Raw genomic sequence first — 14,104 nt, 5'->3', positions numbered from 1 at the left:
TTAATAGGTCCTGAGCCTAGATCGGTAACAGCTCTGGTCAGCATCCTTGTCCTCGCGCGCATCAATTGCGCCGCTGCTTATGATCCAGGCCCGGCCTTATCGCTGGTAAAGAGCTTTTGGTGCCGAGCCGCTCGGGTGGGAGAGCGCAAGGAAGGGGAAGGGCGGAAAGGTGTTACACAGGCTTGTGGGGATGCCTAATCGACATCTCCATGTTTATTATTGTTTTCAACAAAATGTTTGCCAATGTGGCCCATGAAGCGAACGCTCAAAAGGTATTAAATACCAAACGGTCGGTATGTAATGCATGTTGGTATGTACATCATACCATTCGGTTGGTAGGGCGGACTGGCGCTGGGGGTGTCGTCGGAATAAGGGGGCGTTCGGGGGCGCACGGGCCTGTAGGCCAAACGGTAGGTTGCCGGGCTACCAAATATCGGGCGTCTTTATGACGCAACCATTTCAGGGTAGAAGGTTGCCGCAATAAGATAGTTAAACTTATTGGGTAGTTTTGCCTGCACTGCCAACAATATCGCCAAATTCACGCAAAAAGACCGAGCCTTTAACAGTGCGTTGAATCAGAACCGAACGACGATCGTCTTCATCCACCTTACGTTTAACCATGCCAAGCGAGCTTAGCCGATCAAGTGCGCGGGTGATGGCGGGTTTGGAAATGTTCAGGGCATCGGCAAGTCCACGAACAGTGTGGGGAGCCGGGGTCAGATAAACAGTCAGAACAAGGGCCATCTGTCGTGCAGATAAATCGGGGGAATCCCGACGCACACTTTCGACAGTCGCGATACGCCAAAGGTCAAGCGCTTGTGACGGTTTGATCTCGATGGGCATATCTATGTCCAACAGCCTGTTTGTTACGAATACGTAATCTGTTTACCTGACCCCTGACATGAAGTCAAAGGTTGATTTGTATTAATTTACTTACCGTAACGATCACTAATCACCTTGAAAGCCGCCCGGATACCCTGGGCTTCGCCACCTTCGGGGCGACCGGGGGTTCCTGCCGGGTTCCAGGCCATTAAATCGATATGTGCCCATGCTTTGGCACCCTTGGCGAACCGATCCAGGAACAGGGCAGCAATAATCGCACCGCCAAATGCCCCTGACGAAATATTATTGGTATCGGCAGCCTTGCTATCAAGCATCGGGCGGTAATCTTCCCACAACGGCAAACGCCACATCGGGTCGCCCATTTCCATGCCGGTATTTTGCAGGGCATTTGCCAGATCATCATTGTTGGAAAACAAGGCCGGTAAACCAAGGCCCAGGGCAACACGTGCCGCACCGGTCAGGGTGGCAAAATCCAGCAGAATTTCCGGGTCTTCGCTGGCGGCTTCTGTCAGCGCATCGGAAAGAACAAGGCGGCCTTCGGCATCGGTATTGCCAACTTCAACCGTAATGCCCTTGCGGGTATTGATAATGTCGCTGGGGCGAAAGGCGTTGCCCGATACCATGTTTTCCACAGCCGGGATCAGCACGCGCAACCGTATCGGCAATTTGGCCGCCATGATCATACGGGCCAGCCCCAGAACCTGTGCCGCACCACCCATGTCTTTTTTCATCAAAAGCATGTTGCTGGCCGGTTTTAAATCATAGCCACCGGTATCAAAACACACACCTTTACCCACCAGTGTCACACGCGGTGCATTTTCATCGCCCCAGCGCATATCAACCAGTCGGGGCGCACGGTCGCTGCCTTTGCCCACGGCATAAATGGACGGGTAATTTTGTGTTTCCAGATCGTCGCCAATAATGGTGGTGACGGTGGCGGAAAATTCATCGGCCAATGTTTGGGTCGCAGCCGCCAACTCGGCCGGGCCCATGTCATTGGCCGGTACATTAATAAGGTCGCGGGTCAGGGCCATGCCGCGTGCGGTGTTCTCGGCCCGGTCGCTTGCGGCGTTGTCGGGGCGAATAAACGCGGCCTGTGGCGCGTCGATTTTGCGATAGCGGTCAAACCGGTAGCCACCCAGATACAGGCCCAGCATGGCACGTTCGCAAAGTTCGTTGTTGCCGGTTACGGTTGCGTCAAACTGATATGTGCCTTTGGGCAAAAGGGTGACAAGGGTGGCAAAATCCCACACCGATTTGGCATCATTTTCAAAACCCAGCACCACCGATGCGGCCTTGCCGTCGGTTGATGGCAACAAAAGGCTGGTGCCCCGTTTGCTTTCAAAGTGATTGGCATCAATCCATGATTTATGCAGATCTGACTGATTTTCCAGCCATTCGCTAAATTTGGCAGGGGTAACAGCATGAATTGTCAGGGCTGTTTGGGTATCGGTAGAGGCGGGTGTGGGGATAATATGGTCGAACAATTGATCCGTCCTTGTTTGTTTTGGCGGGGCGCGTTGCCCGATACACCTAACCCGGCATCATGTACCAGTTAAAGTGGCTCGGGGTGGTTCATGTGAATGAAGATGTGTGACATGGGGTGTCATGATCAACATTGTTATGGTTATTATGCGGCGATTGGCCCACAAACAACAAGAGGATTGGCGTGGTATCCGTCATCCGGTACGTGTTGTGTGGCCGGTGCTGCCGGAATATATTTTATGTGTGGCCTGCGGGCTTTGAAGAACCTTGCTTTTGCGCCGGTGCGGTTTGCGCACGTATGGTTCTGTGATCCTTGTTTTAAGTGTATGACGGGTAAAATGGAAAATCTTCCGGTACTTTATATTGGCAATAAAAACTATTCTTCATGGTCGTTACGGGCCTGGCTGGGCCTCAGGGCCACCGGTGTTGAATTTGAAGAAAAGCTGGTATCGCTTTACACAGAAGAATGGTTTGCCAAGGCCCCGGTTATTTCGCCAACGGGCAAGGTTCCAGCCTATTTCGATGGAACCAAAACCATTTGGGAAGCCTTGGGGATACTGGAATATATTGCCGATACCCGACCCGATACCCTGTTATGGCCGCTTGATATGGATATCCGTGCCATTGCCCGGTCGGTTGCACTGGAAATGCATGGCGGGTTTATGGCTCTGCGTACCAATATGCCAATGAATTTGCGCAAAGATCTTTCCGGTCGCGGGCGTGAACCCGGTGTTGAAAAAGACATCGAACGCATCAGCACCATTTTTAACATGTGCCGTAGCCGTTATGGGCAGGGCGGGGATTTTCTGTTTGGCCATTTCACCATTGCCGATGCCATGTTTGCCCCGGTCATTACCCGGTTTAAAACCTATGGTGTAACGCTTGATCCGTTTGGCGAGGCTTATAAACAGGCTGTGCTTGCCATGCCTGCAATGCAGGAATGGTATCAGGGGGCACTTGCGGAAAGCTGGGTTATTGAGGCCGCCGAATTGCCGGCAAAAGAGTAATTTAACCCTTATTGGTTTTGCCACCATTCGCAGAGGATACCTTGCCTGTTTCGTCTTCCCGTTATGTGCCCGAAGTGGACCCGCCTGGTCAGGACCCGGCCCTTGACCGGGTTTTGGCCGATGTAAGGGCATGCCGTATTTGCGAAGCCCATTTAGCACTGGGGCCGCGCCCGGTGGTGCGGATGGCCGTTTTAGCACCTGTTCTGGTGATTGGGCAGGCCCCGGGAACAAAGGTGCACCAAACCGGCCTGCCATGGAACGATGCGTCGGGTGATCGGCTGCGCGACTGGTTGCAGATGTCGCATCAGGAGTTTTATGACCCGGCCAAACTGGCAATTATGCCCATGGGGTTTTGTTACCCTGGCCGGTTTGCGCGTGGTGGCGATTTGCCACCCCGGCCCGAATGCGCGCCAACCTGGCATGATGTGCTTTTGCGCCACTTGCCGCATGTGCGGTTAACCTTGCTGATCGGGCAATATGCGCAGGCGCATTATCTGGGCGTGCGCCGGGCCAAAACCATGACTGAAACCGTGCGCCGGTTTGAACAGTTTTTGCCCGACGGTTTGCTGCCCATGCCCCATCCCAGTTGGCGCAATACGGCATGGATCCGTAAAAATCCATGGTTCGAAAGCGCGTTGCTACCCGTTTTGCGCGAACGGGTAAGGCACGCACTGGACGAATAAAATACCAGGCTTTCAAATTCCTGACATGTTTTCATGGCTTTATGTGGCTATCATGACAGAACGATATGTTAACCCTGATGTTAAAACAGGTACAGGAGGCTGAAATGAGCAAACTTTCCCCCGCCGAAATAGAAATTGCCTTGAACGAAGTCAGCGGCTGGACTCTGGCGGGTGACGGGTTGTCTATTCAGAAAATCTTTAAATTCAAGGATTTCAACGAAGCCTTTGGTTTCATGACCCGGATTGCGCTGAAGGCCGATAAAATGGACCATCATCCTGAATGGTTTAACGTCTATAACAAGGTCGAAATCACCTTGACGACCCATGATGTCGGCGGTGTGTCGCAGAAGGATATTAAACTGGCGGCATTTGCCGATGATGCCGCCTGACAGCACCCAGCCAGGTGGCATGTTTGTGAACCCGTGTAGCGTTTTTACGTGAAAAGCCGGTGGGATGATCCACCGGCTTTTGCGTATCCAGAAGCGGTATGAATGTGGAATTAAGTTTCAAAGGTTTCGGGTTCGATAATCGCGATTATTATTTTGGTTCAAGCCGTACGGCTCCATCAAGGCGAATGGTTTCGCCGTTCATCATTTCGTTTTCGCAAATATGCAGGGCCAGGCGGCCATATTCTTCCGGCCAGCCTAGGCGTTTGGGAAACGGGGTGTTGGCCGCAAGGCTGTCCTGAACGTCGTCTGGCAGGCCCGAAAGCATGGGGGTGCCAAACAGGCCAGGGGCAATCGACATCACCCGTATGCCGTGGCGGGCCAATTCACGGGCCGCTGGCAATGTCAGCGAATGGACAGCCCCCTTCGATGCCGCATAGGCGGCCTGGCCGATTTGCCCTTCAAAGGCAGCAATGGATGCGGTGTTAATGATAATGCCGCGTTCGCCACTTTCCACCGGCTCGGCCTTGCTCATGGCATCGGCCACCACGCGCATCATGTTAAATGTGCCGATCAGGTTCACATTGATCACGCGGCTAAAATTATCCAGATTGGCCGGGCCTTCACGCCCGACAATGCGTTCCCCATGCACGATCCCGGCACAACTGACCAAAATGCGTGGTGTGCCCAAATCGCGAACAACGCGGGCCACGGCGTCTTCAACGCTTTGCGCATTGGTTACATCAACCGCAAAACCCTTGCCCCCCAGTTTTTCCGCTGTGGCATTGGCACCATCGCCGTTCAGGTCAAAGGTCGCAACAATAGCCCCGGCTGCCGCCAAAACCCGCGCTGTTGCAGCCCCCAGGCCAGATGCTGCTCCGGTAACAATCGCAACTTTTCCTGAAACCTGCATCGGCTTCTCCTGCTTAAATAATTTAATTGGTATTTCTATACCAAATTATCTGTTTTTAAGGCAAGGAAAAGGCGCTTAAGCCGGTTGTGCCAAAGGCAGGGCATTAATTGTACGAAACGCCCCACGGAAGATCCGCCTGTTAGCGTGCAGTCGGGGTGTTGTGTGGTGCTCGGCTTTGTGCAGTCAGTCGTCTTTTGCACAGCACAAGATAAAGGGTAGTGGCGATAATTAACCCGGCACCGGGCAGCAGCCATATATCAGGAATTTCCTCAAATAACAGGGCAGCCAACAGCGCGATTACTGGCAGACGCAAATAGGAAAAACCGACAAAAAAGCTGCAATCAGCCAGTTGCAAGGCTTTGACATTGCAATATTGCATCGCGTTCATCATGGCGGCTGCCAATGCCATTAAGGTCAGGCTTTGCCAGTCTGGTGTTTGCCACACAAACAACGTCGGAATAAGCGACACCGGTGTGATTATTGCCATTAAATAAAACACGATCGTGGCCGGGTTTGCCTTGCGAACCAATAATTTGGTTGTCATGCCAGCCCCGGCCACGCACAGAGCGCGGTAATTGGCAGCAGGTCTGGCAGTGAGGTTCCGTTAAAGCCTGGCTGAATGATAAGCGCCAAGCCGATAAATCTGCAACCGATGGCGTCCAGCGATGATGATGGACTGTTTCGCGCAGGATAATGGCCGCCAGAAAGGTGCCAAATACGGGAACTGTAAAATTAAGGGTGGTTGCCCGCACCAACGATAAATATTGCACGGCAAAAAACCACAAACACATTTCTGCCGTTGAAAGCGCACCGCGAACGCCGAACGGGGCAAATTGCGGCGTTTTTAACCCCGTTATGCCGCTGCGCAGGCAAATGGCAAAACCAGAAAAAGGGCAAAGGCAAAGCGTAAAAACACTGCTTCAAATGCCGGTATGTCACGGGTGATAATACGAACAATGATGCTAAAACACGCTGCCAGACTGGCAGCTGTTATGGAAAAAAAGGGCAGCTTTCATCGCCGCAGGAAGGTTTTGCCAGGCTTGTTTCACTTGGGTGGTGGGGCGCGGTCACGGTTTTTTTGCGCCATGGATGTGTTTGTATCTGTATCTGCTTGTGGTTTTGCCGTTGTCACTGTTTCGGGGGCTGCATTCGCCGCATCTGCATTTGGTGCTGTATCGGGTTTTCCGGTTGCCGGGGCATCGGTTTGGGTATTGAACGCCATACTGGCACTGGGCCGCGTATCGGGGGCGGGGCGTTGCCGGGGTGGTGGGTCCAGGTCGGTTGCGGGCGATGAATGTTCGCGGTCAAACCGCTTGGCCTCGCGGGCCAGAACGGCTTCGCGCCGGGCAATATATATTGCCGATCCCACAATCAATCCGGCACCGGGCAGCAACCAGATTTCGGGAATTTCCCCAAACATGACCAATGCCACAACCACAACGAATGGCAGTCGCAAATAGTTGAAGCCAATGACAAAACTGTAATCAAAAAGGCGAAAGGCGCTGGTGTTGCACAGTTGGGTAATGTTGGCCATGAAGGTGCCGACCAGCAAAATCATGATCACATTCCAACTGGGTGTTTCCCAGACAAATAACGCGGGGATGAGCGTCATTGGTGTCATGAGCAACATGGTATAAAGCACCACATTGGGGCTGCTGTCGGTGCGGGCCAGTGATTTGATTGTCATGCCCGCACAGGCCATGCACAGGGCCGCCACAACGGGTAAAATGCTGGCAAGTTGCATGGTGTCGCTGCCGGGGCGAATGATAATGGCAACTCCGGCGAAACCGGCAATCAGGGCGATAATCCGGTGATGGCGGATTTGTTCTTTCAGGAAAATGGCGGCCAGCACGGTGCCAAATAGCGGTACGGTGAAATTAAGGGTTGTTGCCTCGGCCAGTGGCAAATAAGCCAGTGCCGAGAACCAGAAGCTCATTGCGCCCATTGACAAAATGGCACGCAGAAAAAACATCCGCCAGCGTGTGGTATGAAGCGATGAAAACCCTGCCCGCAGCGATACCGGCACAATCAGCAAAAAACCAAACAGGTTACGAAAGAAAACCACCTCGAGTGGCGGCAGCTCCTGTGCTGCCAGGCGCACGGTGACCGAAAACCCGGCGGCGGTTATGGCGGCAATGGTGGCAAAAATAGCGGCCTGAACATAGTTGGGAAAGTTTTGAAACCATTGCTTCATTGTGATGCCAGCCTGTCATTGTGGATGCAATTTCCCCGCTAAGGACGGGGTGCGGCAATCGGTTGAGCAAATGATTGTCGGCACGAGCGTGATGGTATCGACGTGGTGACAGGCCCATGGTCGTCAAAACGCAAAAACGAGGCGGGCGGCAAATAACCGCACCGGGCCATTTTATCCACCATGCCTTTAATGCCATGACGCAAGGTCAGGTCAGAAAACGCAGATATATCCGCGTAACCCCGGAAAACGCATGTTATTTAAATGAGTATACCGGATTTTATAAAAAATCCAGCTTCGCACCATCAACGGGTGCCGTTCGCAGTATTTCGCTTTTAGCGATACGGTGTTTCTTCGCAACGGACTGATTTTTGTGTATTATTGCTTATTGGCAAGGGGCTCGTTACCGGGGGGAAGGTTATGGATGCCATCGACGCGAAGTTACTGGATATTTTACAGGAAGACGCATCACAATCATATGCGGTGCTGGGCGGCAAGGTGGGGTTATCAGTCTCGGCGGTTAATGACCGCGTACGTAAATTGCGCGATCAGGGTATTATTCGGGCCTACCGGATTGAGATTGACCCCGATGCCGTTGGCCGGTCCCTGATGGCGATGGTGTGGTTGCGCACCGACCCCGCCAAGGGAAACCGTAAAATGATCAAATCCCTGATCAAGGCGGACGAGGTGATGGAATGCCATCATATGACCGGGCGATTTGATTTTCTGCTAAAATTGCGGTTGCGTGATACAGCCCACCTTGAAAGTTTTGTAACCGATGTGATTAAGGAACTTCCCGGAATTGTTGAGGTTTTGCCGGAAATTGCCCTGTCTACGGCCAAGGAAACTGCGTTTATTCCGGCACAAACACCCGATATTGGGTAAATTTAGCCGCGCAATAATGTTACCGGGATGCTATATGTCAGGCATTCATATATGAGTGCAAAGCATCGACATTAATTTTGCCGCAATTTTCCGGTGGAAATGCGGCGTTGTGACCGTGCGATTGCTGGCTGTGACGATTTGGCATGGCGGCGGTACGTTTTTGTTATCTGGTTTGTAAAAATAGGAGGCTGCCTGTGATTGAATCGATGAATCTGGTTATCCTGATTGCATCGATTCTGGTTATGGTTGCCGTTTTTACCAGCCTGATCAGTTTTCGCGTTGGTGCCCCCTTGCTGCTGGTGTTTCTTTTTGTCGGCGTCGCGGCTGGCGAAGACGGTATTGGTGGCATTCAGTTCGATAATGCGCCGCTGGCCTATTTTATTGGCAGCATTGCGCTGGCGCTTATCCTGTTTGACAGCGGGTTTGAAACCCCGACACGGGCTTTGCGTATTGCATCGGCCCCCGCGCTGACACTGGCAACCTTCGGGGTGCTAATGACCACCGGGGTGGTTGGTGTTGCTGCCCATTTCTTGCTGGGTGTTCCATGGCTTGTTGGCTTTCTGTTTGGCGCGATTGTCAGTTCAACTGACGCGGCGGCGGTGTTCTTTTTGTTGCGGGTTGGCGGTATTAACCTGCGTGATCGAACGCGATCAACGCTGGAAGTTGAATCGGGAAGCAACGACCCGATGGCGGTGTTTCTGACCATTTCGCTGGTTGAACTGATTGTTCAGGGAACCGGTGATAATCTGGCGCTTGAACTGGCCGAACGGTTTGTTTTTCAAATTGGTCTGGGCAGTGTGCTGGGGTTTCTGGGCGGCGTTTTGATCGTTCAGGGCATGAACCGGATCAAACTGGAGCCGGGGCTGGTACCAATTGTGGTTCTGGCCTGTGCGCTGACATTGTTTGGTGCCACCAGCATTGTTGGCGGTAGTGGCTTTTTGGCGGTCTATGTTGCCGGTCTTTATGCCGGTAACAGCAAAATGCGCATGAGCGCCGGTGTCCGCCGGTTTCAACATGTTATTACCTGGCTGGCGCAAATTGCCATGTTTGTCACCCTGGGCTTGCTGGCAACCCCGTCTGAATTTGGCAGCGTGCTGATACCGGGCTTTTTGCTGGCCCTTATTCTGGTGTTTGTGGCACGGCCAGTTGCCATCTGGCTGTGCCTGATGTTTTTTAACTTTTCGCGCAACGATACTGCTTTTATTTCGTGGGTGGGTTTGCGTGGTGCTGTTTCCATCCTGTTGGCAATTGTGCCGATGGTCGAGGGAATAGAGCAGGGCCAACTGCTGTTTAATACCGCCTTTATCGTGGTGATTACCTCGCTGTTGTTGCAGGGCTGGACGATCAAACCAATTGCTCGCTGGCTGGGCATTATTGTGCCGGCACGGCGCGGGCCGGTTGACAGGATCGATCTGGAATTGCCCGGCAATGCCAATCAGGAAGTGGTGGTTTACCGGGTCCATCCCGATAGCGCGGTTGCCACCGGGCATCGTATTCCGCGATGGGCGCGCCCATCGCTTATTTTGCGCGATGGTAAATCATTGCGTCCGCATAGTGCCGGGCGTCTGCTGGGTGATGATCAGATTTATATCTTCACCCCGCCGCAATATGTCGAACTGCTTGATCAGCTGTTTGCCGGTCCCGCCGAAGGGGCAAATGACCGCGATATGTTTGGCGATTTCAGTTTCCCGCCTGATACCGGCATTCTGGATGTGGGCCGCTTATATGGTTTTCCAGTTGCGCCTGGTGATGGCGATTTGACATTGGGTGAATTGCTGGAACGTGAATTGTCGGGGGATATTGAACCGGCGGACCGTATCGTTTATGGCCCTGTTGAACTGATTGTACGGCGTATTGACGACGCGCACGGTATTCGTGAAGTCGGCATGTCGGTTGAACTTAACCCGGAAAATCGCCGTCGCTTGCCGATATTTCATTCACGCAGCGAATTGCTGGCTTTGTGGCGGTTAAGCCGCCGCAGAAGGTTGCGTCGTAAACTACGCGCCAAACTGACCAACCGGCGTAAAAAAATGTCGTCTCTGGCGCCAGCAGATTTGGCCGCCGCTGCTGATGCCGCGGCACAAACCGACGCAATCGCGCTTTCCGAAGCCGAGCCGCTTCCCGCGACCGAAGCCGATTTGACGTCAAACACAACATCTGATGATGATACGTCGGGCGAAGATGACGCCCCACCTGGCAGCCCGGCACTGCAACCAGGTGCCAATAACGAAGACGACGAAACCCGGACCAAGCCACCCTAAAAGGCTGAAAAAATGCCTGATAACGATGAAATCGCAGGGGATGCCGAGGCTGACATTGATGCCGACACGGATCATGCAGCGGTTGATAACGAGGACAAACCGGTTCGTTAGCGGCTGTCTTCATTCCTGTCAGGCTGGTATCGCAGGGGAATGTCGGCGGTGACAGGCGTAATATAAACGATATCCGGAAAAGGATGGACATCAGTCGTGCTGTACTCGAACTTGATGTAATTGTCCCTGTTTTACATGCGCAAGAGCGTGATCGTCGGGGACACAGACTTGGCCGCGACCTGTGATGGATGCGTCAACAATCATGGCCGTTCTGTATGGTGACAGGCCGTTTCGTTAACGGACTGGTGCAAATGGTCGTATATGCACCCTCTATATTGCGCCATCATGCGGTTATTTTTTTGAAACCCGGAGGTTTTCCCCATGAAAATTCAGCGCAATGCCAGCACGGGTTCGGTTGTTGGTCCGGCAGATTATTTTACCGGCAACGTTCGTATCGACAGCCGCTTCCAGGCCCCGGACCCTGCCCGGACAGGTGGTGCAACCGTAACATTTGAACCCGGTGCCCGTACCGCATGGCATACGCATCCCTTGGGACAAACCCTGATAGTCACCAGCGGCCTTGGCTGGGTGCAGCGCGAAGGCGAGGCAAAGCAGGAAATTTGCCCGGGCGATATTGTGTGGTTTGAACCAGGTGAGCGCCATTGGCACGGCGCAACAGATATTACCGCCATGACACACATTGCCATAGCCGAAGCTGTGAACGGTTCAGCTGTCGATTGGCTCGAAAAGGTTGAAGACGCTGATTATCTTTCCAGTCTGGCCTAAACCAGCATTGCCTGCAGCCAAACCGGACCACATTTGGTGGTGCCGGGTGCCAACAAGGAATATCGGTGATGCAAAAACGTTTTCTTGGGAATAGTGGACTTGAGGTTTCGGCAATTGGCCTTGGCTGCATGGGGATTAACTTCGCCTATGGTCAGCCAATGGATAAGGAAAATGCCGTGACGCTTTTGCGCAAGGCGCATGAAATTGGCGTTACCTTTTTTGATACCGCCGAGGCTTATGGTCCGTTTACCAACGAAGAAATTGTTGGCGAGGCATTGGCCCCCATCCGCGATGACGTTGTTATAGCGACCAAATTTGGATTCGAAATAGATGACAATCGCCGCCAGTCGGGCATGAATAGCCGCCCGAAAAACATTCGGGCCGTGGCCGAGGCCTCGCTTAAACGGTTGGGCACAGACCGGATTGACCTGTTGTATCAACACCGTGTTGATCCCGATGTGCCGATCGAGGAAGTTGCCGGGACAGTGGGCCGGTTGATTGCCGAAGGCAAAGTTAAACATTTCGGATTGTCAGAAGCCGGTGCGACCACCATTCGTCGTGCGCATGCCGAGTATCCGGTGGCAGCGGTACAAAGTGAATATTCGCTGTGGTGGCGCGAGCCCGAAGATGACATTTTGCCGGTGCTTGAAGAATTGGGCATTGGTTTTGTCGCGTTTAGCCCCTTGGGCAAAGGGTTTTTAACCGGCACCATCGACGATCAAACCCAATTTGATGCAGGCGATTTTCGCAATATCGTGCCACGTTTTAGCGCCGAGGCGCGCAAGGCCAATCACGAGTTCGTCTCGTTGTTAGGCAAAATTGCCGATGAGAAAGAGGCAACACCGGCCCAAATCGCCCTTGCGTGGCTTTTGGCGCAAAAACCATGGATCGTGCCCATTCCCGGCACCACAAAACTGCATCGTTTACTGGAAAATATCAAAGCAGCCGGTATTGAACTGGGCACCAGCGACCTGGACGAAATTGCCGACGCCCTGTCCGGGATCAAGGTGGTGGGCGACCGTTATCCGGCGCATTTGCAGCAGTGGATCAATCGCTAGGCCAACCGGTGAAACAGGTTGAAAGCAACGTGCCACGTCAGATCAGATTAAAAACAGGGTTTTCGTGATCACCGGGGCCAGCATTGGCCTTGGCTAAGCTATAGCCTGCGACCTGGTGGCAAAGAGGCAAAACCATTTCGCCCGCCCCGTTAGCAAACCTGATCCGGGGGCAAACCGCCCGGATCAGGTTTGCATTTTATTCCCCGGCCCACCCGCCGACGTATTTTGCCTGCAATCTTCACCATCCCGGTTGATGTTTGCAGTGTCTGCTGACAGTTTTGCGTCGGTGTTGGTGAAAAACAGGTTCGTTGCCCCAGGGCCGTGCGCATCAAAACATCGCAGAAAACGGCAATAGGCATTTTAAGTGCCCGACTATGCATTAGTTTTTCTAATGATTTGATCAAATTTGATGGTTTGAGAAAGTTACTGGAATCGTCATAAATTCGCGACCTCGCACCAGCATGGGAGTATGTATTGTGGGGCCGTTAGGATTATATGCCGCCGTTGTTTTGATCTGGGGGAGCACCTGGATCGCGATCAAATATCAGTTGTCGGTATCGCCGGAACTGGCTGTTGCCTATCGCTTTATTTTGGCAGCGGCAATTTTGATGGCATATTGCAAAATCCGTAAATTACCCATGCGCTATTCTCGCCGGGATCATATGTTTATGGCCCTGATGGGGGGATGCCTGTTTTCGCTTAATTACGTAATGATTTACATGGCGGAAACCTGGCTGACATCGGGTTTGCTGGCGGTGGTGTTTTCGGCCATTGTCATCATGAACATGATTAATGGTGCGATTTTCTTTAAACGGCGCCCTGAAACCCGCACCATCATTGGCGCAATTATTGGTTTGGGCGGTATTTGCGTTATTTTTGCCCCTGATCTGGCCGGGTTTGATCTTGCTGCCGGGGGCAGCATTGGCCTGATCATGGCGCTTGTCGCATGCTACGTGGCGTCTTTGGGAAATATGGCATCGGCGCGCAATCAGGCCAGCGGTATTCCCGTTATGCAGGCCAATGCCTATGGCATGATGTATGGGTCTTTAATGCTGGCTGTTTATATTCTGGTTTCCGGCCAGCCGATTGTTTTTGATACCAGCCCATCCTTCTTGATTGCATTGGTGTATCTGTCCGTTTTTGGTTCCATACTCGCATTCGGGTTTTATTTGACCCTGCTGGGGCGTATCGGGCCGGACCGTGCCGCATACAGTTCGGTGATGTTTCCGGTGGTGGCACTGGCAATTTCAACCTTTGCCGAAGGTTTTGTCTGGCATGCCAATATCATTTTGGGTGTTGGTCTGACACTGGTGGGCAATGTGGTGATTTTGTCGCGGCGAAAGGCGATTGCAAAGGCATTGGTAATAGAAGGCAATACGCCGTTATCCGATCCGGCTTCGACCGGGATGTCGGCAAAGCGTAACATGGACTTGTCGATGCGTGCGCCAGCGGCGATGGTTGCAGCTGTGCCGTGCAAGGGCGACGCTCCCTGAAAATAATACCGGGCGCATAGAAACAGTTTTAGATGGGGGAAAGATGAACGCAGCATATTTTC

13 protein-coding genes and 1 pseudogene are annotated in these 14,104 nt (G+C 52.8%); 8 read left to right on the top strand and 6 right to left on the bottom strand.

The genetic code is table 11. The features are described from left to right. Positions 1 to 495: 495 nt before the first annotated feature. A complete protein-coding gene (locus THS27_RS11590; protein ID WP_085590966.1) occupies positions 496 to 843 on the bottom strand; it encodes a MarR family transcriptional regulator in 348 nt (115 codons plus the stop codon). Positions 844 to 929: 86 nt separating this feature from the next. After that, positions 930 to 2,330, bottom strand: coding sequence for a M17 family metallopeptidase (locus THS27_RS11585; RefSeq protein ID WP_085590964.1), 1,401 nt, complete (start codon positions 2,328 to 2,330; stop codon positions 930 to 932). A 336-nt stretch (positions 2,331 to 2,666) separates the two neighbouring features. Between THS27_RS11585 and THS27_RS11580 the strand changes: the two genes are divergently transcribed. The 3 genes from THS27_RS11580 to THS27_RS11570 all read left to right on the top strand — a co-directional run bounded on the left by THS27_RS11580 (position 2,667) and on the right by THS27_RS11570 (position 4,407). Further along, complete coding sequence (locus THS27_RS11580) at positions 2,667 to 3,335, top strand: glutathione S-transferase family protein (RefSeq protein WP_085590998.1); 669 nt, start codon at positions 2,667 to 2,669, stop codon at positions 3,333 to 3,335. Between the two features lie 41 nt (positions 3,336 to 3,376). Further along, complete coding sequence (locus THS27_RS11575; RefSeq protein WP_085590996.1) at positions 3,377 to 4,018, top strand: uracil-DNA glycosylase family protein; 642 nt, start codon at positions 3,377 to 3,379, stop codon at positions 4,016 to 4,018. 104 nt (positions 4,019 to 4,122) lie between these two features. Next, a complete protein-coding gene (locus THS27_RS11570; protein ID WP_085590993.1) occupies positions 4,123 to 4,407 on the top strand; it encodes a 4a-hydroxytetrahydrobiopterin dehydratase in 285 nt (94 codons plus the stop codon). Between the two features lie 148 nt (positions 4,408 to 4,555). Here THS27_RS11570 and THS27_RS11565 read toward each other — a convergent pair whose 3' ends face one another. The 4 genes and pseudogenes from THS27_RS11565 to THS27_RS11555 form a co-directional block, all read right to left on the bottom strand. Next, positions 4,556 to 5,317, bottom strand: a complete 762-nt coding sequence (locus THS27_RS11565) for an SDR family NAD(P)-dependent oxidoreductase (protein WP_085590962.1) — start codon at positions 5,315 to 5,317, stop codon at positions 4,556 to 4,558. A gap of 139 nt (positions 5,318 to 5,456) precedes the next feature. Next, entirely contained in the window at positions 5,457 to 5,861 is a 405-nt protein-coding gene (locus THS27_RS27390; RefSeq protein WP_246832938.1) for an EamA family transporter, read from the bottom strand. 175 nt (positions 5,862 to 6,036) lie between these two features. Then, positions 6,037 to 6,174: pseudogene (locus THS27_RS27385) on the bottom strand (EamA/RhaT family transporter); the annotation flags it as partial. Between the two features lie 188 nt (positions 6,175 to 6,362). Then, positions 6,363 to 7,511 carry a DMT family transporter gene (locus THS27_RS11555; protein ID WP_085590960.1) on the bottom strand — a complete coding sequence of 383 codons (1,149 nt, stop codon included), beginning with the start codon at positions 7,509 to 7,511 and terminating at the stop codon, positions 6,363 to 6,365. A gap of 417 nt (positions 7,512 to 7,928) precedes the next feature. On the opposite strand from THS27_RS11555, the gene THS27_RS11545 reads away from it, so the two are divergent. From THS27_RS11545 to THS27_RS11520, 5 genes are all read left to right on the top strand, one after another. Further along, positions 7,929 to 8,393 (top strand): Lrp/AsnC family transcriptional regulator, encoded by a 465-nt coding sequence (locus THS27_RS11545; RefSeq protein WP_085590956.1) that lies wholly within the window; start codon positions 7,929 to 7,931, stop codon positions 8,391 to 8,393. Between the two features lie 194 nt (positions 8,394 to 8,587). Next, positions 8,588 to 10,654 (top strand): potassium/proton antiporter, encoded by a 2,067-nt coding sequence (locus THS27_RS11540; RefSeq protein ID WP_139835553.1) that lies wholly within the window; start codon positions 8,588 to 8,590, stop codon positions 10,652 to 10,654. A 432-nt stretch (positions 10,655 to 11,086) separates the two neighbouring features. Beyond that, entirely contained in the window at positions 11,087 to 11,491 is a 405-nt protein-coding gene (locus THS27_RS11535) for a cupin domain-containing protein (protein WP_085590952.1), read from the top strand. A gap of 68 nt (positions 11,492 to 11,559) precedes the next feature. Further along, positions 11,560 to 12,549: an aldo/keto reductase gene (locus tag THS27_RS11530; RefSeq protein ID WP_085590950.1), complete on the top strand. Its 990-nt coding sequence runs from the start codon at positions 11,560 to 11,562 to the stop codon at positions 12,547 to 12,549. A gap of 476 nt (positions 12,550 to 13,025) precedes the next feature. After that, positions 13,026 to 14,042, top strand: coding sequence for a DMT family transporter (locus THS27_RS11520; protein ID WP_085590946.1), 1,017 nt, complete (start codon positions 13,026 to 13,028; stop codon positions 14,040 to 14,042). The last annotated feature ends 62 nt before the right edge of the window (positions 14,043 to 14,104 follow it).

This window comes from Thalassospira sp. MCCC 1A01428, from assembly GCF_002115825.1.
GTDB lineage: Bacteria > Pseudomonadota > Alphaproteobacteria > Rhodospirillales > Thalassospiraceae > Thalassospira.
Note: the sequence above shows the minus strand (reverse complement) of the source record. Positions and strands in the feature narration are given on the sequence as shown.

Excerpts from the sequence above, each read along its gene's own strand:
- THS27_RS11590 (WP_085590966.1), bottom strand. The coding sequence starts at position 843 with ATGCCCATCGAGATCAAACCGTCACAAGCGCTTGACCTTTGGCGTATC.
- THS27_RS11580 (WP_085590998.1), top strand. The coding sequence starts at position 2,667 with ATGGAAAATCTTCCGGTACTTTATATTGGCAATAAAAACTATTCTTCA.
- THS27_RS11570 (WP_085590993.1), top strand. The coding sequence starts at position 4,123 with ATGAGCAAACTTTCCCCCGCCGAAATAGAAATTGCCTTGAACGAAGTC.
- THS27_RS11565 (WP_085590962.1), bottom strand. The coding sequence starts at position 5,317 with ATGCAGGTTTCAGGAAAAGTTGCGATTGTTACCGGAGCAGCATCTGGC.
- THS27_RS27390 (WP_246832938.1), bottom strand. The coding sequence starts at position 5,861 with ATGACAACCAAATTATTGGTTCGCAAGGCAAACCCGGCCACGATCGTG.
- THS27_RS11555 (WP_085590960.1), bottom strand. The coding sequence starts at position 7,511 with ATGAAGCAATGGTTTCAAAACTTTCCCAACTATGTTCAGGCCGCTATT.
- THS27_RS11545 (WP_085590956.1), top strand. The coding sequence starts at position 7,929 with ATGGATGCCATCGACGCGAAGTTACTGGATATTTTACAGGAAGACGCA.
- THS27_RS11535 (WP_085590952.1), top strand. The coding sequence starts at position 11,087 with ATGAAAATTCAGCGCAATGCCAGCACGGGTTCGGTTGTTGGTCCGGCA.
- THS27_RS11530 (WP_085590950.1), top strand. The coding sequence starts at position 11,560 with ATGCAAAAACGTTTTCTTGGGAATAGTGGACTTGAGGTTTCGGCAATT.